The organism is Demequina maris, assembly GCF_000971155.1.
Classification (GTDB): domain Bacteria; phylum Actinomycetota; class Actinomycetes; order Actinomycetales; family Demequinaceae; genus Demequina; species Demequina maris.
In genome coordinates this window covers 207854-227096 of record NZ_BBLX01000003.1, presented here as the reverse complement: position 1 = coordinate 227096, position 19243 = coordinate 207854, and the positions used below count along the sequence as shown (strand labels likewise).

Genomic DNA, 19243 nt, shown 5'->3' with positions numbered 1-19243 from the left:
ACGGACAATAGCCTACATACCTGGCGTGATGCCTGAGGTTGATGTGACAAATGTGACTCAAGGTATTGATTTGACAGGTGGGACGGTGCCATGGTGGCGCCATGACCAGCACGGATGCAGCCGCCAGCGAGCTGCTCGCCGCCTTCGAAGGGCACCTGCGCCACGAGCGCGGGCTCTCGGGCAACACCGTGCGCGCCTACCTCGGCGACCTGGTGAACCTGGGCGCCCATCTCGGGGCCGACCGCGGCGAGGCCCTGGACGCGGTCCTGGCCGGCGTCGTCCTCGCGGATCTCCGCGCCTGGCTCGCGGCGATGGACGGTGATGGTCTCAGCCGCACCACCCTCGCCCGCCGCGGTGCCGCCGCGCGGGCGTTCTTCGCGTGGGCCGCCGACACCGGCCGCATCGTGCCCAACCCGGCTCTGCGGCTCGCGTCGGCGCGACCGGCCACCGTGCTGCCGACCGTGCTCACCTCGTCCGAGGTCGAGACCCTGCTCGACGTGGCGCGCACCCGCGCCGACGACGGTGACCCGATCCACCTGCGCGACTGGGCCGCGGTCGAGATGCTCTACGCGACCGGCATGCGCGTCGGCGAGCTCGCCGGCGTCGACCTGGGCGACCTCGACCTCGATGAGCGGCTCGTCCGTGTGGTCGGCAAGGGCGACAAGGAGCGGGTGGTGCCGTTCGGCGTCCCCGCGGCGGTCGCCACGTCCGCGTGGATCGAGCGCGGCCGGCCCGCCCTCCTGAGCGAGGCAACCGGCAAGGCGCTGCTCCTCGGGCGGCGCGGCCAGCGGGTCGACCAGCGCCAGGTGCGCGAGGCGGTCCACGAACTGTGCCGCCTCGCCGGCGTCGACGAGGTCGCCCCGCACGCGCTGCGGCACACCGCGGCGACCCACCTGCTCACCGGCGGCTCCGATCTGCGGAGCGTCCAGGAGGTCCTCGGTCACGCGAGCCTCGCCACCACCCAGCGCTACACCCACGTGTCCGCCGAGCGGCTCCGCGCCGCCTACCACCTCGCTCATCCGCGCGCCTAGAGGGAGACGCACCATGTCCGAGCTCAACAGCCTGCTGTCCGAGATCGAGCCCGAGGCCCCGGCCACCGTCGCCGGCGCCCCGCAGGCCGTCGCCACGTGGTGGGAGCTTCTCGCCGCCGACGGACCCGACCGCCTCGCCGCCCGCGACGCGCTCATCACCCACTACGCCCCGCTCGTCACGCAGGTCGCCACCCGCGTGATCGCGAAGCTGCCCGACACCGTCGAGCTCGCCGACCTCGTCTCGTACGGGATGTTCGGCCTCATCGACGCCGTCGAGCGCTTCGAGCCCGCGCGCGGCTTCAAGTTCGAGACCTATGCCGCGACCCGCATCCGCGGCGCGATCATCGACGAGCTGCGCGCCGCCGACTGGGTGCCGCGCTCCGTCCGCTCCAAGGCCCGCACGCTCGAGCACGCCACGCGTCAGCTCGAGCAGGAGACGCTCGGCCCGGTCTCCGACGAGGACGTCGCGTGCCACCTCGGCTGGCACACCGCCGAGGTCCGCACCGTCCGCGCCCAGGTGGCGCTGTCGCACATCGCGGCGCTCGACGGCATGCCCGCCGAGCCGGACACGCAGCCGATCCCGACGCTCGGCTCTCCGGCCATGGCGCAGGCCTCGACCCGCCTCGAGGCGCGCGAGACGTCGGCGCTGCTCGCCGCCGCGGTCCAGGGGGTCCGCGACCGCGAGCAGGAGGTCCTGCGGCTCTACTACTACGAGAACCTCACGCTCGCGCAGATCGGCGAGATCCTCGGCGTCACCGAGTCGCGGGTCTCGCAGATCCACTCGGCGGCGGTGAAGAAGCTCCGCGAGTCGCTTGTGCGCACCGGCGCCTTCAACTGACGCCGGGCCCGCCTGCGGAGCCGTCCGCGAGCGGGAGCAGCACCACCGGTCCGAAGCCCTCGAGCACGTCGAGCGGGTCGACGTACACGCCGTCCACCCGGACGCCCCAGTGCACGCACGTCGCCGGCGCGCAGTGGCCGGGCTCGGACCCGACCTCGCCGACCGGCTCGCCGCGCGCCACCCGGGTGCCGGCGGGAGGCGCATGTGCCACCGGCTCGAGCGACGACACCAGCCCGTCGCCGTGGTCGAGCGCCACCACGCCGCGGTCCACGACCCGGCCGGAGTAGCTCACCACCCCGGCGGCCGGTGAGAGGACCGTCTGACCCGGCATCGCCGCCAGGTCGATGCCGCGATGCCCGGCCGCCCACGGGGCGGCGGGCGCGACGAACAGCGCCAGCGCGCGCAGCGGCGCCACGGGGGCGGACAGCGGCGCCGGCGGGGGAGCGAGGCCCGCCGCGGAGGCGGCCGCCGCACCCATGAGGACGCACGCCGCCGCCAGCGCGGCCAGGGCTCGGGGGTACCGTGTCATGAGGCGACGATGCGCGTGCGGCCGGGCCCCCGCGACCGTCGCCGCGACACCGGTGGAACGCCCGGACGAGCGCCCGGCATGGGGACATCTGTCCGATTCGCCGCGGGAGCCTCCCCTCCGGTACGATGGACCCCGCATCCGGCATGCCCGGATGACGTCGCGCGTCATTCGCCTCCCGAGGGAGGCGCCGGAAGGGCGAGGTCCGAGCAATCGGTGCCCGACCGCGTTGGCGCCAGGGATGCGAGCCGCCTGGCCCGCATCGTCAACCGAAACCGGCACCGTCCGCGGTGCCAAGAGAACATGCACGCGCCGCGCGCGTGCGAAAGGAAGTGCCATGGCCGTCGTGACCATGCGCCAGCTGCTCGACTCGGGTGTCCACTTCGGTCACCAGACCAGCCGCTGGAACCCCAAGATGAAGCGCTTCATCTTCACCGAGCGCAACGGCATCTACATCATCGACCTCCAGCAGTCGCTGTCGAAGATCGACGCCGCCTACGCGTTCGTGCGCGACACCGTCCAGCACGGTGGCACCGTCCTGTTCGTCGGCACCAAGCGCCAGGCGCAGGAGCAGATCGCCGAGCAGGCCAAGCGCGTGGGCATGCCCTACGTCAACGAGCGCTGGCTGGGCGGCATGCTCACCAACTTCCAGACGGTGAGCAAGCGCGTCGCGCGCCTCAAGGAGCTCGAGGAGATCGACTTCGACGACGTCGCCGGTTCGGGCCGCACCAAGAAGGAGCTGCTCAACCTCCGTCGCGAGAAGGAGAAGCTCGACAAGACCCTCGGCGGCATCCGCGACATGGGCAAGGTCCCGTCGGTCGTGTGGATCGTCGACACCAACAAGGAGCACCTCGCGGTCGATGAGGCGAAGAAGCTCGGCGTCCCCGTCGTCGGCATCCTCGACTCGAACTGCGACCCCGACGAGGTCTCGTACGGCATCCCCGGCAACGACGACGCCATCCGCTCGGTGGGCCTGCTCACCCGCGTGATCGCCGACGCCGTGGCCGAGGGCATCCGCCTCCGTCACTCGGGCGGCACCACCGGTGCCGAGGCCGACGAGGCCGGCGCGGAGCCGCTCGCGGAGTGGGAGCAGGAGCTGCTCGACGGCGCGAAGGCCGAGGAGCCCGCCAAGGCCGAGGAGCCCGCCGCGGCCGAGGCCGAGGCCGAGGCTGCCCCCGCCGCCGAGGCCACCGAGGCCGCCGAGGGCAAGTAAGCCCCTCGTCAGCCAAGCAAGCCACTAGTCACAAAGGACTCAACACATGGCGAACTACACCGTTGCCGACATCCAGGCGCTTCGTGAGCGCACCGGCGCCGGCATGCTCGACGTCAAGAAGGCGCTCGACGAGGCGGACGGCGACCTCGACAAGGCCGTGGACATCCTCCGCGTCAAGGGCCTCAAGGGCGTGACGAAGCGCGAGGGCCGCTCGGCCTCCGAGGGCCTCGTCCTCGCGTCCATCCAGGACGTCGACGGCGGCCAGGTCGGCACGCTGCTCGAGCTCAACTCCGAGACCGACTTCGTCGCGAAGAACGAGAAGTTCATCGCGCTCGCGCAGAAGGTCCTCGACGCGGTCGTCGCCGCGGGCGCGACCGACGCCGAGGAGGCCCTCGCGGCCGACCTCGACGGCGAGACCGTCAAGGACGTCATCGACGCCAACGCCGGCGTGCTCGGCGAGAAGGTCGTGCTGCGTCGCGTGGCGCGCGTCGAGGCCCCGGTCGTGACCGAGTACCTCCACCGCACCAACAAGGACCTCCCGGCTCAGGTCGGCGTCCTCGTGGGCACCGACGAGAAGGCCGCCCCGGTGGCCAAGGACGTCGCGATGCACACCGCGGCGTACTCGCCCACGTACCTCACCCGTGAGGACGCCCCCGAGGAGACCGTCGCCAACGAGCGTCGCGTCGCCGAGGAGGTCTCGCGTGCGGAGGGCAAGCCCGAGGCCGCGCTGCCGAAGATCATCGAGGGCCGCCTCAACGGCTGGTTCAAGGAGAACGTGCTCGTCGAGCAGGCGTTCGCCAAGGACCCGAAGACGACCGTCGGCAAGGTCGTCGCGGAGACGGGTGGCGCAGTGGTCGCCTTCGCCCGCTTCCGTGTGGGAGCCTAGGCCTAGCCTGAACCCCAACCCCACATATTGAGCAAGGCGCGGCGCGCCGTCAGGAGGTATCCCTTGTCCGAGACCAGCGATCTGATTTCGGGCACGGAGCCCCAGACGGCGCGTCGCGTTCTTCTCAAGCTCTCCGGCGAGATGTTCGGCGGAGGCAAGCTCGGCCTCGACCCGGACGTGGTCAGCCGGGTCGCACGTGAGATCGCCGACGCGGTCCGTCAGGGCGTGCAGGTCGCCATCGTCGTGGGCGGCGGCAACTTCTTCCGCGGCGCGGAGCTGTCCGAGCGCGGCATGGAGCGTGCCCGCGCCGACTACATGGGCATGCTCGGCACCGTGATGAACGCGCTCGCGCTCCAGGACTTCCTCGAGCAGGCCGGCGTCGCGACCCGCGTGCAGACCGCCATCACGATGGGCCAGGTCGCCGAGTCGTACATCCCGCTGCGCGCGATCCGCCACATGGAGAAGGGCCGCGTCGTGATCTTCGGCGCCGGCGCGGGCATGCCCTACTTCTCGACCGACACGGTGTCCCTGCAGCGCGCCCTCGAGACCCGGTGCTCCGAGGTGCTGATGGGCAAGAACGGCGTCGACGCGGTCTACACCGCGGACCCGCGCAAGGACCCCGACGCGGAGCGGCTCGAGCACGTCACCTACGCGGAGGCGCTGCAGAAGCGCCTCGCGGTGATGGACGCCGCGGCGTTCTCGCTCGCCATGGACAACCGCATGCCGATGCAGGTGTTCGGGCTCGACACGCCTGGAAATGTGACGCGTGCGCTGCTCGGTGAGAGAATCGGAACCCTGGTGACGGCCTGACGCCGCACCGTTAGGAGACAAGCGTGACTGAGATGATCCTCCTCGAGGCCGAGGAGAACATGGACAACGCGGTCGAGGTCGCGAAGGACAACTTCGCGAAGATCCGCACGGGCCAGGCGAGCTCCGCGATGTTCGCGAGCATCGCCGTCGACTACTACGGCGCGCCCACGCCGCTGCAGCAGCTCGCGTCCATCAACGTGACCGAGGCCCGCACCGTCGTGATCGCGCCCTACGACGCGGGCGCGAAGAAGGAGATCGAGACCGCGCTTCGGAACTCGGACCTGGGCGTGAACCCGTCGGACGACGGCACGGTGCTGCGCGTCGTGCTCCCGCAGCTGACCGAGGAGCGCCGCCGCGACTACGTCAAGCTCGCCAAGACCAAGGCCGAGGAGTCGCGCGTGACCGTCCGCAACATGCGCCGCAAGGCCAAGGACGCGATCGACGCCGGCGTCAAGGACGGCGACTTCGGCGAGGACGAGGGCCAGCGTGCCGAGAAGGAGCTCGACGGCCTCACCAAGAAGCACGTCGACGCCATCGATGCTCTCCTGGCGCACAAGGAGAGCGAGCTGCTCGCGGTCTGATGCCTGACGCGACCGCGCGACAGGGCGTCTCATGAGGTGGGGGCGCCGCCACGAGGCGGACCCCGACACCTCGGAGCACGACCCGGCGCCGGCCCGACCCGTGTTCGCCCCGGTGAACCCGGAGAACGCGGACGACCGCGCGCCCGGGACCCCCTGGCCGCCCGGCCTGCCCACCGGCGAGATCGAGCTGCCGGGCCCCGCCGATGCGGCGGTCGAGCCCTCGCCCGCCGTCGCGCCCGCGCCGCACGCCGCCGAGCAGGTGGCCGAGGCGGTCGCGCGCGCCGAGTCGATCGCCGTCCCGCACACCGCGGGAGAGGACGATGCGGTCGACCCCGTGGACGTGTCCGTCCCCCTGGAGGGGGCGGTCCCGGCGCCGACCTCGCGCGCGGGCCGCAACCTCGGCCTCGCCACCGTCGTGGGCGTGGTGCTCGCCGTCGGCGCGCTCGTCGCCGCGTGGTGGAACCCGCTGGCCTTCGCGATCGCGATCTACGGCTTCTGCATCGCCGCCGTGATCGAGTGGCGCAACGCGCTCGCGCGCCACGGCATGCACGTGTCGCTCGCGCCCGTGCTCATGGCGACGGTCGGCATGGGCGTCGCGACCTGGTACGGCGGGGGAGAGGGCCTCGTCGTCGCCCTGCTGGTGGCCGCCGCGGGCGTCGCGGCGTGGCGCATCGTCGACGACCGCGTCGAGAACACGCTGTCCGACTCGCTCGTCGGCATCCTCACCCTCACGTGGATCCCCTTCCTGGGCTCGTTCATGCTGCTCCTCGAGCTCGCCGACGACGGGTGGAAGCGCGTCCTCATCCTCATCGCGGCGGTGGTCCTCAACGACACCTTCGCGCTGTTCACCGGCATGCTCATCGGCCGACGCCCACTGGCTCCTCGCGTGAGCCCCAAGAAGACGTGGGAGGGCGCGATCGGCGGCGCGGTGTTCGGCATCGCGGGCGCCTCGGTCTTCGCCACGATCCTGCTCGACGGCCAGTGGTGGGTCGGCGCCGCGGTGGGTGCCGCCGCGGTCGTCGCGGCCGTGCTCGGCGACCTCGCCGAGTCGGTCCTCAAGCGCGACCTGTCCGTCAAGGACATGTCCAGCGCCATCCCGGGTCACGGCGGCGTGCTCGACCGCCTCGACTCGATGCTCCCGGCGGCCGCGGTCGCCTACCTCGTCTTCGCACTGCTCCTGGGGACCTCATGACGACGCTTCCGACCCTGCCCATGCTCCAGCCGCGCCGGGGCAAGCCGCCGCGGCACTTCACGGACCTCGACCCCGCGGAGCGCGCCGACGCGGTCAAGCAGCTGGGCCAGCCCGCGTTCCGCGCGAAGCAGCTCGCGACGCACTACTACGACCACCTCACGGTCGACGCGGACGACATGACCGACCTGCCTGCTGCCGCGCGCGACTCGCTCGTGGGCGAGCTGTTCCCGCCGCTGCTCACCAAGGTGACGCAGCTGAGCGCGGACGACGGCGCGACCGTGAAGACGCTGTGGAACCTCATCGACCACGCCAAGGTCGAGTCCGTGCTGATGAAGTACCCGGACCGCGCGACCCTGTGCGTGACCAGCCAGGCCGGCTGCGGCATGGCCTGCCCGTTCTGCGCGACCGGCCAGATGGGCCTCACCCGCAACCTGTCGGCCGGCGAGATCATCGAGCAGGTGCGCCTCGCGGCGCGCCAGGCGCGCGACGGCGAGCTCGGCGGCGACCCGGTGCGCCTGTCGAACGTCGTGTTCATGGGCATGGGCGAGCCGCTCGCGAACTACGCGGCGGTCATCACCGCGGTGCGCGCGCTCACGAGCCCGCCGCCGGAGGGCTTCGGCCTGTCGGCCCGCCACGTGACCGTCTCGACGGTCGGCCTGGTGACCGGCATCGACCGCCTCGCGTCCGAGGGCATCCCCGTCACGCTCGCGCTCAGCCTCCACGCGCCCGACGACGAGCTGCGCGACGAGCTCGTCCCGATCAACGCCCGCTGGAAGGTCGACGAGGCGCTCGACGCGGCGCGCCGCTACTTCGACGCGACCGGCCGCCGCGTCAGCATCGAGTACGCGCTGATCCGCGACATCAACGACCACGCCCACCGCGCCGAGCTGCTCGCGAAGAAGCTCAACGCCCGCGGCGACGGGTGGGTCCACATCAACCCCATCCCGCTCAACCCGACGCCGGGCTCGAAGTGGACCGCGTCCGACCCGAAGGTCGAGCAGGAGTTCGTCCGCATCCTCCGGATGCACGGGATCCCGACCACCATCAGGGATACTCGGGGAAGCGACATCGACGGCGCGTGCGGCCAGCTGGCCATCAAGGAGAGGTGATGACGACCCTGTTCCCCAAGGTGGGCTCGCTCAAGTTCGGGTACCACCCCACGCAGGTCGAGGAGTTCTTCGACAAGGCACGCTCCGCGTACGAGCGGCCGACCGAGCCCGACACGGAGCTCGCCCCGCTCGACGTCCGTCGGACGGCCTTCGACCTCAAGCACGGCGGCTACGACACCGCCGCGGTCGACTCCGCGCTCGACCGCCTCGAGGCGGCCTTCGTGGGCCGTCAGCGCGAGGCGTATGTGCGCACCAACGGCCAGGACGCGTGGATGCAGGAGCTCGCGCAGCGTGCGCAGACGCTCTACCCGCGCCTGCGACGCCCCGCCGGGGAGCGCTTCGCGCACCCGGGCGCCGTCTCGTCCGGCTACCGCGCGAGCGACGTCGACGACCTGCTCACCCGCGTCACCGCCTTCTTCGACCGCGGCGCGCCGCTCTCGGCCGACGAGGTCCGCGGCGCCACGTTCCGCACCGCCCACGGCTCGCGCGCGTACGACGAGGCCACCGTCGACGCCTTCCTCGCGCGCATGGTCGACATCCTGCTCGGCGTCACCGAGGGATGACCCGCACCGTCTCGCTGCTGGGGTCGACCGGATCGATCGGCACCCAGGCCCTCGACGTCGTCGCGCGCCACCCCGACCGCCTCGAGGTGGTCGCGCTCGCCGCCGGCGGCTCCGACCCCGACGCGATCGTCGCCCAGGCCCGCGCGCATCGTCCCCGGTACGTCGCCGTCGCGCGCGAGGACGTCGTCCCCGCGATCGCCGAGGCCCTCCCGGGCATCGAGGTGCGGGGCGGGGCCGATGCGGTGGTCGAGGCCGCGCGCCTCGGCGCCGACGTCGTGCTCAACGGCATGACCGGCTCGGTGGGCCTGCGGCCCACGCTCGCCGCGCTCGAGTCGGGCTCCACGCTCGCGCTCGCCAACAAGGAGTCGCTCGTCGCCGGCGGCGCGCTGGTGCACGCCGCGAAGCAGCGCGACGACCAGATCGTCCCGGTGGACTCCGAGCATTCCGCGCTCGCGCAGTCGCTGCGCTCCGGCAGCCACGGCGAGGTCCGGCGCCTCGTGGTGACGGCCTCGGGCGGCGCGTTCCGGGGCCGCAGCCGCGCGTCGCTGGCCGCCGTCACGCCGGCCGACGCGCTCGCGCACCCCAACTGGGACATGGGCCCGGTCGTCACCATCAACTCCGCGTCGATGGTCAACAAGGCGCTCGAGGTCGCCGAGGCGCACCTGCTGTTCGACATCCCGATGGACCGCATCGACGTGGTCGTGCATCCGCAGTCGATCGTCCACTCGATGGTCGAGTTCATCGACGGCGCGACCATCGCGCAGGCCTCCCCGCCCGACATGCGGCTGCCGATCGCGCTGGGGCTGAGCTGGCCCGAGCGCCTCGCGGACGTCGCGCCGCGCCTCGACTGGACCCACGCGCAGGCGTGGACGTTCGAGCCGCTCGACGAGGACGCGTTCCCCGCGATCCGCCTCATGCGCGCGGCGATGGCCGCATCGTCCCTCCACCCGGCCGTGTTCAACGCCGCGAACGAGGAGTGCGTGCAGGCCTTCGTCGACGGGGAGCTGCCGTTCCTCGGGATCGTGGACACGGTCCGGCGCGTTGTCGAGGAGTACAGCGCCCCTGCGGAGGTCACCCTCGACGAGGTCGACCGCGCGGAGGCGTGGGCGCGCGCCCACGCGCGGGCCGCCATCGCCGGAGTGAGAAGGTAGGAGACATGGCTGAGGTCATCGGGTGGGTCGTCCTGCTCGTGGGGCTGCTCATCTCGATCGCGCTCCACGAGCTCGGTCACATGATCCCCGCCAAGCGCTTCGGCGTGCGGGTGAGCGAGTACTTCGTGGGCTTCGGGCCCACGCTGTGGTCGCGCCGCGGCAGGGAGACCGAGTACGGCGTCAAGGCGATCCCGCTCGGCGGCTACGTCAAGCTCGTCGGCATGATCCCGCCGGCCGAGGCCGTCAAGCCGGTGCGCGGCACCGGGCGCGTCGCGCAGCTCATCGCGGACACCCGCGAGGCTTCGGTCGAGGAGATCCAGCCGGGCGAGGACCACCGCGCCTTCTACCACCTCACGTGGTGGCGCAAGGCGATCGTGATGTTCGGCGGCCCGTTCGTCAACCTCGTCATCGCCATCCTGCTGTTCACCGGGATCCTGTTCCTCGTCGGCACCCCCGGCCACCCGACGCTCACCGTGTCGCAGGTGACGGCGTGCGTGCCGGCGGCAGGCGCATCGGACTGCGCGGCCGGCGACCCCGCCTCCCCGGCCTCCGAGGCCGGCCTCGAGGCCGGCGACACCGTGACCGCGGTCGACGGCACCCCGGTCTCCGACTGGGAGACCTTCACCGACTACGTCGCCGCCCGCCCGGGCGAGGAGGTCGTCCTCACGGTCCAGCGCGACGGCGCGACCGTCGAGGTGCCGCTCACTCCGGCCCTGCACGAGCGCGCGGTGTACGACGACTCCGGCGCGGTGGTGACCGACGCCGACGGCGAGGTCGTCACCGAGGAGGTCGGCTACATGGGCATCGCGCCGATCACGGAGACGCAGCGCCAGGGGATCGGGGCCGGCGTCGAGTACACCGGCTACGTGCTCGGCGCGACGGCGGACGTCATCTGGCATCTGCCGGAGAACGTCTACCACGTGGCCCGCGCGTCGCTCGGGCTCGAGGAGCGCACCACCGACTCGGTCATGGGCCTCGTCGGCGTGGGCCGCGTCGCGGGCGAGATCTCGAGCGCGGACGTCGACGGCTACTCGATCGGCGACAAGGTCGTCGACATGCTGATGCTGCTGGGCAGCCTCAACCTCGCGCTCTTCGCCTTCAACATGATCCCGCTCGTCCCGCTGGACGGCGGGCACATCGCCTCCGCCTTCTGGCAGGGCATCAAGAACGGCTGGGCGCGCGTGCGCGGCCTGCCGCGGCCGGCGCCCGTCGACGTGGCCCGCATGATGCCCCTCGCCTACGGCGTCTTCGCCCTGCTCCTTGCCATGGGCGTCATCCTCATCTACGCGGACATCGTCGCGCCCGTCAGCGTGGTGTGACGGCGGAACCGCACGAACCTTGGGAGATACTGACAACGTGACAGCCATCGGACTCGGCATGCCCGCGATGCCCGCACCCGTGATCGCACCGCGGCGCAAGACCCGCAAGATCAAGGTGGGCGACGTGTACGTGGGCGGCGACGCCCCCATCAGCGTGCAGTCGATGACCACCACCAAGACCCACGACATCAACGCCACGCTGCAGCAGATCGCGGAGCTCACCGCGGCCGGCTGCGACATCGTGCGCGTCGCGTGCCCCACACAGGACGACGCGGACGCGCTGCCCGCGATCGCGAAGAAGTCCAACATCCCCGTGATCGCGGACATCCACTTCCAGCCCAAGTACGTCTTCGCGGCGATCGAGGCCGGCTGCGCGGCGGTCCGCGTCAACCCGGGCAACATCAAGCGCTTCGACGACCAGGTCAAGGAGATCGCGCAGGCCGCGAAGGACCACGGCACGTCGATCCGCATCGGCGTCAACGCGGGCTCGCTCGACAAGCGGCTTCTCGAGAAGTACGGCAAGCCCACGCCCGAGGCGCTCGTCGAGTCCGCCGTGTGGGAGGCGAGCCTCTTCGAGGAGCACGACTTCCACGACTTCAAGATCTCCGTCAAGCACAACGACCCCGTCGTCATGGTGCGCGCCTACGAGATGCTCTCCGAGCGCGGCGACTGGCCGCTGCACCTCGGCGTCACCGAGGCCGGCCCCGCCTTCCAGGGCACCATCAAGTCCGCGACCGCCTTCGGCGCGCTGCTCAGCCAGGGCATCGGCGACACCATCCGTGTGTCCCTGTCCGCGCCTCCGGTCGAGGAGGTCAAGGTCGGCATCCAGATCCTCCAGGCGCTCAACCTGCGCCCGCGCAAGCTCGAGATCGTCTCGTGCCCGTCGTGCGGACGCGCGCAGGTCGACGTGTACGAGCTCGCCGAGAAGGTGACCGCCGGCCTCGAGGGCATGGAGGTGCCGCTGCGCGTCGCCGTGATGGGCTGCGTCGTCAACGGTCCGGGCGAGGCGCGCGAGGCGGACCTCGGCGTGGCGTCGGGCAACGGCAAGGGCCAGATCTTCGTCAAGGGCGAGGTCATCAAGACCGTGCCCGAGAAGGACATCGTCGAGACCCTCATCGAGGAGGCGATGAAGATCGCCGAGACCATGGAGCCCGTCGAGGGCGCCGCGCCCGAGGTGATCGCTGCGTCATGACGGACTCGCTGCTCAGGCGCGCCCAGCACTCGCTGGCGCCCCTGCAGCGGCGTGACCTCGACGCGGCCATCGCGCTCGCGCGCCGGGACCCGGTCGCGCACGTGGTGCCGCTCATGCACCTCGAGACGGCGCGGGGCTCGGGCATCATGACGGGCTCCCTGTGGGGGGTCCGTCGGCGCTCGGGCCTGCACTCGAGCCTCGTCGGCCTCGTGTGGAACGGCGCGAACCTGTCCGCCGTGCTGCCGGAGGGCGACGACGAGGACCAGGACTCGCTGCGGGCCGAGGTCGCCGCGGGCGCCATCGCGCGGCTCACTCGTCCCGCGGCGCTGGTGGGCCCGGCGGACGTCACCCTCGACCTGTGGGGGAGGGTCGAGCCGTGGTGGGGCCCCGCGCGCGAGGTGCGCGCCCGCCAGGTGTCGATGGCGATCGACCACGAGCCCCGCCGCGTCGCCGGGATCGATGCGTCGGGCCTCGACCTCGAGGCCGTGCGGCGCGCCACGCTGGACGACTACGACCTGCTGCTGCCCGCGTGCGTGCACATGTTCATCGGCGAGGTCGGCTACGACCCGATGCGGCACGGCCGCGCGGGATACGAGGAGCGGCTGCGCTACCTGGTGCGGGCGGGACGCTCATACGTGCAGATGGGCGTGGTGGACGGCACGCGCCAGGTGGTGTTCAAGGCGGAGGTGGGCGCGCTCGGCGGCGATGTCGCGCAGCTCCAGGGCGTGTGGGTGCACCCCGACCTGCGCGGCCGAGGGCTCGCGCGCGCCGGTCTCGGCGCCGTGATCGACGCGGTGCGGGTGCAGCTCGCGCCCACGGTCAGCCTCTACGTCAACGACTTCAACCCGGTCGCGATCCGCGCGTACGACGCGGTGGGCTTCCGCGAGGTCGGGACCTTCGCCACTGTCATGCTCTGAATCCTTGTGCTCGCGCAAGTGTGGCTTTGGTCACGTTCGGGCGCTCCCGTGCCATTTAGGCATTGAATGCCGTTATGTCGGCTTATCGTCTTCTCGTCACATCTACGCGTCGTGCCGCCTTCCTGCCTCGGGGTGCGCGGTCCTTCGCACGGTTCGAGAGGAACTCATGGGGATCACCACCTCGCAGAGCGCGCCGCGCGCGATCGCCGGCGCCGCGCTGATGGCGCTGAGCGCCAGCGTCCTGACGGCTACCGCCGCCGCCGCCACCGACGAGGATGCGCCGGGTTCGGCGCTCTACGGCTTCGAGTCCGCGGCCAGCCTCGAGGGCATGTCCGGAGTCGCCGAGTCGAACGTCCGGACCAGCTCCATCGCGGCGGCCTCGGGCAACTACTACGGCATGGTCGAGGCGAGCAACACCGCGAGCCTCAGCCGCTTCACGAAGTTCGGCGGGTACACCACCGCGTTCCCCGACGGCGGCTGGTTCACCAGCGCTGACTTCTACCTCGACACCGAGGTCGACACCGGCGGCGCCCTCAATCAGTTCGACTGGTCGGTCGCGGCGAACAAGGCCGACGGGAGCCACCTGCGCGACTACGTCCTTCACGCGCAGTCCGCGGGCGACGGCACCTGGACCCTCAGCGCCTCGAACAACTCGGGCCGCAAGGGCGTCGACGTGGCGGAGCTCAAGGGTGACACCTATGAGATCTCCGAGTCCGGCTGGTACACCGTCCGCCACGAGTTCACCGACTCCGACGGTGTCCTGTCCGTCGACATCTCGGTCGCGGATGCCGCCGGAGAGGTGCTCCACACCTGGACTCTCTCGAATGCTTCCGACGTCATCGGAGACACCGTCGGCGGCAACCGCTACGGCTGGGTTGTGGCGAACGGTTTCGACGAGCTGCCCATCGACAACGTCCTCATGAACGAGGACCGCCCCACCGAGGGCGCCGGCGTCTACACCGCCGAGTCCTTCGACGCGACCTGCGACGCCGATGGAGGCTTCTCCTACACCGTCACGCCGTACTGGACCGACACGGACCGCGCGTTCCAGGTGAAGAGCCTCGGTGACGGCGGCGGCGGCACCGACGAGACGTTCTACTACGCGGACGGCACCACCGGCGCGCCCGGCGAGATCGTGGTGTTCGCCGAGGTCGCGGCCGGTGAGACCGCGACCCTGGAGCTCGAGGGTCTCGAGCCCGGCGACTACACGGTCGTCTCGGACGGCAGCCGCCAGGTCAAGAAGCAGTACCGCTACGACTTCACGGTGGCCGCGCCCGGTGCCTGCCAGTACTTCAGCGACGTCACCGAGGGTGCCTCGAACTTCGCCGCGGTCTCCTGGATGCACCAGAACGGCCTGGCGGACGGCTACGCGGACGGCACGTACCGTCCCACGAACGCAGTGAACCGCGCGCAGATGGCGCGCTTCATCTACCGCTACGTGGGCTCGCCGGCAGTCGACGCTCCCGCCGAGTCGCCGTTCGCCGACGTGTCCGCGGATGCGGGTAACTACGAGGCGATCTACTGGCTGGTCCAGGAGGGTCACGCAGCGGGCTTCGACGGCGGTGAATCGTACAAGCCGACGGCGAAGGTCACCCGCGGCACCATGGCCCGCTTCCTGTACAGCCTCGCCGGCGAGCCTGCGGTGGACCTGTCCGGCGACTCGCCGTTCGCGGACGTCGACCCGTCGGCCTCGAACTACGAGGCGATCGTGTGGATGCAGCAGGCGGGCATCGCCGACGGCTTCGCCGACGGCACGTTCCGCTCGACGGTCTCGGTGAACCGCGGTCAGATGGCGCGCTTCCTCGAGCGCTTCGACGGGGTGGTGGGCCTCTAGCGACCGCGTCGCTCGAGCCTCGCAAGGCCGCCGCCGGGAGTCTCCGGCGGCGGCCTTCGCGCGTCTGCCGCCAGCCGCATCGTCCTACCGCCGGTCCAGGTGCGCGTCGAATCTTGCCTCGATGCAAGAAAAAACGGAAAAAGGGTGCCAAATGGCATGAAGCGGAGTATGTTCCCAATCATCCGCACCTGGTGCGGGGCGTGGTTGCCCCGCACCAGCCGTGTGCGGACTGCATGACTGGGGGGAACAGAAATGCATCAGCTGGGGACTCGGCTGCGCGCCCGCGCGGCCATGGGAGCGCTGGCAGCGGGCGTGATGCTCGCCGCCGGCATGATCGCGACGCCGGCCTCCGCGGCCACGGACGACCCGCGGGTCGACACCGTCTACGGCTTCGCGGACAGCATGTACGCGCAGCCGAGCGGGCACATGAGCTACACCGCGCGGTATGTGACCGAGGCGGGGGACCGGATCAAGCTGGGTGGCGAGGCGCGCAAGCTCAACACGGCGACGGTGACCCTTCAGAGCTTCGCCTGCGGTACCGGCGGCTGGAACAACGGCGCTTGCGCCACCGCGGCGGGCGCGACGTTCACGCACCCGATCACGATCAACTTCTACGAGGTCGGGCCCGGGGGAGCGGTCGGCGACCTCATCGCGACCGCGACCAAGAACGAGACCATCCCGTACCGTCCCAGCGCGGACCCGACGTCGTGCGAGGACGACCCTGACACGCCGTTCTTCGTGGAGTCGGCCTGGTACTACGACGACCTGCGCGGCAGGTGCATCCCCTACGTGGTGCACACCATGACGTTCGACCTCTCGAACCAGGGGGTGACGCTGCCCGACGAGGTGATCGCGGCCGTCCACTTCCCGACCTACCGGACCGACCCGGACACCTACTACGGCGGCGGTCCTTGGGACAGCCTCGACCTGTCCCTCGCCGGCGAGGCGCCGACGGTGGGCGAGAACGTCAACCAGGGCATCCTCTACTTCGACTCGACGGACGAGACGCTGTTCCCGGCCGAGGACGAGGACCCCGTGCCCGGAGTGCTGACGCCGGCGAGCGGGTGGATGTTCGACAACAACTACTACCGCACGCCCCTGATCTCGATCACGGCGACGCCGTCGACCCCGGTCACGTCTGTGTCGAGCTACGTCAACGGCTTCGAGAACGGGACGGGCAACCTCGCCCACGTGACCCGGGCCAACGGCGGCACGCTCGCCTCGTCCGGCTGCTGGTACGCCGAGGCGCCGGTGACGAACTATGGCACCCACGCGAGCGCCGGCAAGGTGTCCACCGTCTACGGCGGTTCGGCGACGTACTTCCCGAACTCGGGCTACACCACGTCGGCGGACTTCTACCTGGACAAGAATGCGCCGCTGGGCCAGTTCGCGTGGGACAGCTCCGTGAACGGCACGGATGGTGCGTTGCAGCGTGACTTCATCTTCGTGGCGGGGTCGAACGGCTCCGGCACCTGGAGGGTGGACGCCACCGGCAGCGCGGCGACGAGCGCGCCGTACCGCAGCAGCTACACCGGGAACGCCATCTCGATCACGGAGTCGGGCTGGTACACGTTCCGCCACCGCTTCTACGTGGAGGACGGCCGCCTGCAGGCCGAGATGACGGTGCGGGACGCGAGCGGAGCCACCCTCGGGACGTGGACGCGCGGCGGCAACGCTCAGGACCTCATCCCGACGCTCGTGGGTGGAAGCCGCGAGGGCTGGCTCATCAACAACTCGTACGCCGACCTGCGGATGGACAACGTGGTGCTGGGCGCCCCGCGTCCGACGGGCGGCTGCGACACGGGTCAGCTCTTCTCGGACGTGCCCCCGAGCGCGTCCAACTTCGAGGCGATCTCGTGGATGGTGACCAACGGCTACGCCGACGGCTTCCCGGACGGCACCTACCGTCCGACGAACCCCGTCAACCGCGCGCAGATGGCCCGGTTCCTGTACCGCCTCGCCGGTGAGCCCGCGGTCGACACGTCGTCCGGCACCTCGTTCTGGGACGTCGACGCGCTCGCGAGCAACTACACGGCGATCATCTGGATCGAGAAGCAGGCGCTGGCCGACGGCTTCCCGGACGGGTCGTACCGCCCGACCAGCCCGATCAACCGCGCGCAGATGGCCCGCTTCCTCTACCGGCTCGCCGGTGAGCCCGCGGTGAGCCTGCCGGCGTCGTCGCCGTTCAGCGACCTCTCCCCGAGCGCGAGCAACTACACCGCGATCATGTGGATGTGGCAGACGGGGATCGCCGACGGCTTCGCCGACGGCACCTACCGTCCGACGACCGCGGTGAACCGCGCGCAGATGGCGCGCTTCCTCCTGCGCATGGAGGAGGCGGGCGTCTAGCGGACGAGACGATCGAGGGCCGTCGCCGGGGCATCCCGGCGGCGGCCCTCGGCGCGTCGCGCGAGCGCACCTCGAGGATTCGGTCCCCGTGTGACCTTATCCACGCGTGTCGGTCGTCCGGCGGCCACCGACACCGCTGGTAGCCTCCCGGGCGTCGCTCCTGCCGCCGGAGGCGGGCGCGGGCGTGTCCGCGGGGGTCGGGCCCGCCGAGGAGGAGCCATGCGCTTCACAACGTCCAGGACGGCGCGCGGGGTGGCGGCGCTGTCCGCCGCCCTGATCGCGGCGGTCGCCGTGCCGAGCGCCGCGAGCGCCGACGACGCGCTCGACCTCGAGACCGTCGAGGCGCTGCCGCTCGCGTCGGCGCCCTTCTCGCCGCGACACTGCGACGCCGACAGCGACTGCGTCCGCGGCGACGCCGCGGTCGACGAGGCGACGGGTGAGGCGCGCGTGCTCGCCGCGATCGGCCCGAGCATCAGGGGCGAGGCCCTCGACGAGGAGGGCCTGCCGCTCGACGGCTGGGCGGAGCTCTACACGTGGTCGGGCGCCTACGTCGACTACGTCGCGGTCTCCGATGGCGTCTACACCTTCGACAGCACCATGACCCCGGCGGGCGACTACAAGGTGCTCGTGTACTCGGACGACGAGACCATCGCGTCGCAGTGGGCGGCCGCGCCGGGCTCGCCGATGCCCGCCCGCATCACCGTCGCGTTCACGGACCCCGCCGCCGTGGCGGCACCCGACGTCGAGCTGGACGATGCGGATGCCACCATCTGGGCCTACGTGACCCCCAAGGCGACCTGGGACACCGGCACGCTCTGCGTCGCGTTCTACGACGCCTACACCTTCGAGTCGCAGTCGACCGCCGACCCGGTCGCGATCGACTGCGCGGCGCCCGGCCAGGCGCTCGGCCTCGACCGGCTCGACGCGGACGGCATCTACGGGATGCGGGTGGCGAAGAAGGCTCTCACCACCGCGGCCGCCTGGAAGAGCTACGGCGGCGACGACTACTGGTACGGCAACGAGGACGTCATCTGGGACTCGTCCGCGGTGTTCCTCGGCGGCGCCGGCGACTGGTGGCTCGCGGACGCCCACTTCACCGACGTCGATTGGACCAAGTCCGGCTTCGAGGCGATCTCGTGGATGGTGAACTGGGGCTACGCGGACGGCTTCGCGGACGGCACCTACCGTCCGCGGACCTCGGTGAACCGTGCGCAGATGGCCCGCTTCCTGTACCGCTACGCGGTCGACTACGGCGACCCCACGGTCGAGACCCCGCTCGCGCCGCCGTTCTTCGACGTCCCGGAGAGCGCGAGCAACTACACGCCGATCCTCTGGATGACCCAGTCCGGCCTGGCCGACGGCTTCCCGGACGGCAGCTACCGTCCCACGAGCGCCGTCAACCGTGCGCAGATGGCCCGTTTCCTCTACCGCTTCGCGGGAGAGCCGGCCGTGGACCTGCCGTCGAAGTCGCCGTTCACGGACGTCCCGACGACGGCCAGCAACTACGCGGCGATCGTGTGGATGACCGAGGCGGGCCTGGCCGACGGCTTCTCGGACGGCACCTACCGCCCGACCAACCCGGTCAACCGCTCGCAGATGGCGAACTTCATCTACCGCTACTGGAGCGCGCGCTAGCCGCGACCGCACCTCGGAGGCCGTCGTCGGGCATCGTCCGGCGGCGGCCTCCGTCGTGCGGGGACGATGCGGATCCCTGCTCCCGGCACCCCGCATC

General features: G+C 71.3%; 17 protein-coding genes. 16 read left to right on the top strand and 1 reads right to left on the bottom strand.

Annotated elements, in window-relative coordinates:
• Positions 1-101 precede the first annotated feature (101 nt).
• Both AOM02_RS05015 and AOM02_RS05010 read left to right on the top strand, forming a co-directional pair.
• Positions 102-1031, top strand: coding sequence for a tyrosine-type recombinase/integrase (locus tag AOM02_RS05015; protein WP_062297260.1), 930 nt, complete (start codon positions 102-104; stop codon positions 1029-1031).
• A 13-nt stretch (positions 1032-1044) separates the two neighbouring features.
• A complete protein-coding gene (locus tag AOM02_RS05010) occupies positions 1045-1869 on the top strand; it encodes a FliA/WhiG family RNA polymerase sigma factor (protein WP_062297258.1) in 825 nt (274 codons plus the stop codon).
• Here AOM02_RS05010 and AOM02_RS05005 read toward each other — a convergent pair.
• The gene (locus AOM02_RS05005) at positions 1862-2398 is read right to left on the bottom strand and encodes a M23 family metallopeptidase (protein WP_082104884.1); all 537 of its coding nucleotides are present in this window, start codon (positions 2396-2398) and stop codon (positions 1862-1864) included. The genes AOM02_RS05010 and AOM02_RS05005 overlap by 8 nt on opposite strands.
• 334 nt (positions 2399-2732) lie before the next feature.
• On the opposite strand from AOM02_RS05005, the gene rpsB reads away from it, so the two are divergent.
• The 14 genes from rpsB (at position 2733) to AOM02_RS04935 (ending at position 19146) form a co-directional block, all read left to right on the top strand.
• Positions 2733-3608: a 30S ribosomal protein S2 gene (gene rpsB, locus AOM02_RS05000; protein ID WP_062297256.1), complete on the top strand. Its 876-nt coding sequence runs from the start codon at positions 2733-2735 to the stop codon at positions 3606-3608.
• A gap of 46 nt (positions 3609-3654) precedes the next feature.
• Entirely contained in the window at positions 3655-4494 is an 840-nt protein-coding gene (tsf, locus tag AOM02_RS04995) for a translation elongation factor Ts (protein WP_062297255.1), read from the top strand.
• Positions 4495-4557: 63 nt separating this feature from the next.
• Positions 4558-5304: a UMP kinase gene (gene pyrH / locus AOM02_RS04990; RefSeq protein WP_062297254.1), complete on the top strand. Its 747-nt coding sequence runs from the start codon at positions 4558-4560 to the stop codon at positions 5302-5304.
• A gap of 32 nt (positions 5305-5336) precedes the next feature.
• Complete coding sequence (gene frr, locus AOM02_RS04985) at positions 5337-5885, top strand: ribosome recycling factor (RefSeq protein WP_439644673.1); 549 nt, start codon at positions 5337-5339, stop codon at positions 5883-5885.
• Positions 5886-5916: 31 nt separating this feature from the next.
• Positions 5917-7077, top strand: coding sequence for a phosphatidate cytidylyltransferase (locus AOM02_RS04980; protein ID WP_062297250.1), 1161 nt, complete (start codon positions 5917-5919; stop codon positions 7075-7077).
• On the top strand, positions 7074-8186 hold the full coding sequence (gene rlmN / locus AOM02_RS04975; RefSeq protein ID WP_062297248.1) for a dual-specificity RNA methyltransferase RlmN: 1113 nt from the start codon (positions 7074-7076) through the stop codon (positions 8184-8186). The genes AOM02_RS04980 and rlmN overlap by 4 nt, the downstream gene beginning before the upstream one ends.
• On the top strand, positions 8186-8749 hold the full coding sequence (locus AOM02_RS04970; protein WP_062297246.1) for a DivIVA domain-containing protein: 564 nt from the start codon (positions 8186-8188) through the stop codon (positions 8747-8749). Before rlmN ends, AOM02_RS04970 begins: the two co-directional genes overlap by 1 nt.
• Positions 8746-9900: a 1-deoxy-D-xylulose-5-phosphate reductoisomerase gene (gene dxr, locus AOM02_RS04965; RefSeq protein ID WP_062297244.1), complete on the top strand. Its 1155-nt coding sequence runs from the start codon at positions 8746-8748 to the stop codon at positions 9898-9900. Before AOM02_RS04970 ends, dxr begins: the two co-directional genes overlap by 4 nt.
• A 5-nt stretch (positions 9901-9905) precedes the next feature.
• Positions 9906-11219, top strand: coding sequence for a M50 family metallopeptidase (locus tag AOM02_RS04960; protein WP_062297242.1), 1314 nt, complete (start codon positions 9906-9908; stop codon positions 11217-11219).
• Between the two features lie 58 nt (positions 11220-11277).
• A complete protein-coding gene (gene ispG / locus AOM02_RS04955; RefSeq protein WP_062297240.1) occupies positions 11278-12411 on the top strand; it encodes a flavodoxin-dependent (E)-4-hydroxy-3-methylbut-2-enyl-diphosphate synthase in 1134 nt (377 codons plus the stop codon).
• Positions 12408-13328: a GNAT family N-acetyltransferase gene (locus AOM02_RS04950; protein WP_062297238.1), complete on the top strand. Its 921-nt coding sequence runs from the start codon at positions 12408-12410 to the stop codon at positions 13326-13328. The genes ispG and AOM02_RS04950 overlap by 4 nt, the downstream gene beginning before the upstream one ends.
• Positions 13329-13494: 166 nt before the next feature.
• Positions 13495-15162 carry an S-layer homology domain-containing protein gene (locus AOM02_RS04945; RefSeq protein WP_062297233.1) on the top strand — a complete coding sequence of 556 codons (1668 nt, stop codon included), beginning with the start codon at positions 13495-13497 and terminating at the stop codon, positions 15160-15162.
• Positions 15163-15414: 252 nt separating this feature from the next.
• Positions 15415-17511 (top strand): S-layer homology domain-containing protein, encoded by a 2097-nt coding sequence (locus tag AOM02_RS04940; RefSeq protein WP_082104883.1) that lies wholly within the window; start codon positions 15415-15417, stop codon positions 17509-17511.
• 219 nt (positions 17512-17730) lie between these two features.
• Positions 17731-19146 (top strand): S-layer homology domain-containing protein, encoded by a 1416-nt coding sequence (locus AOM02_RS04935; protein WP_156156087.1) that lies wholly within the window; start codon positions 17731-17733, stop codon positions 19144-19146.
• Positions 19147-19243 lie beyond the last annotated feature (97 nt).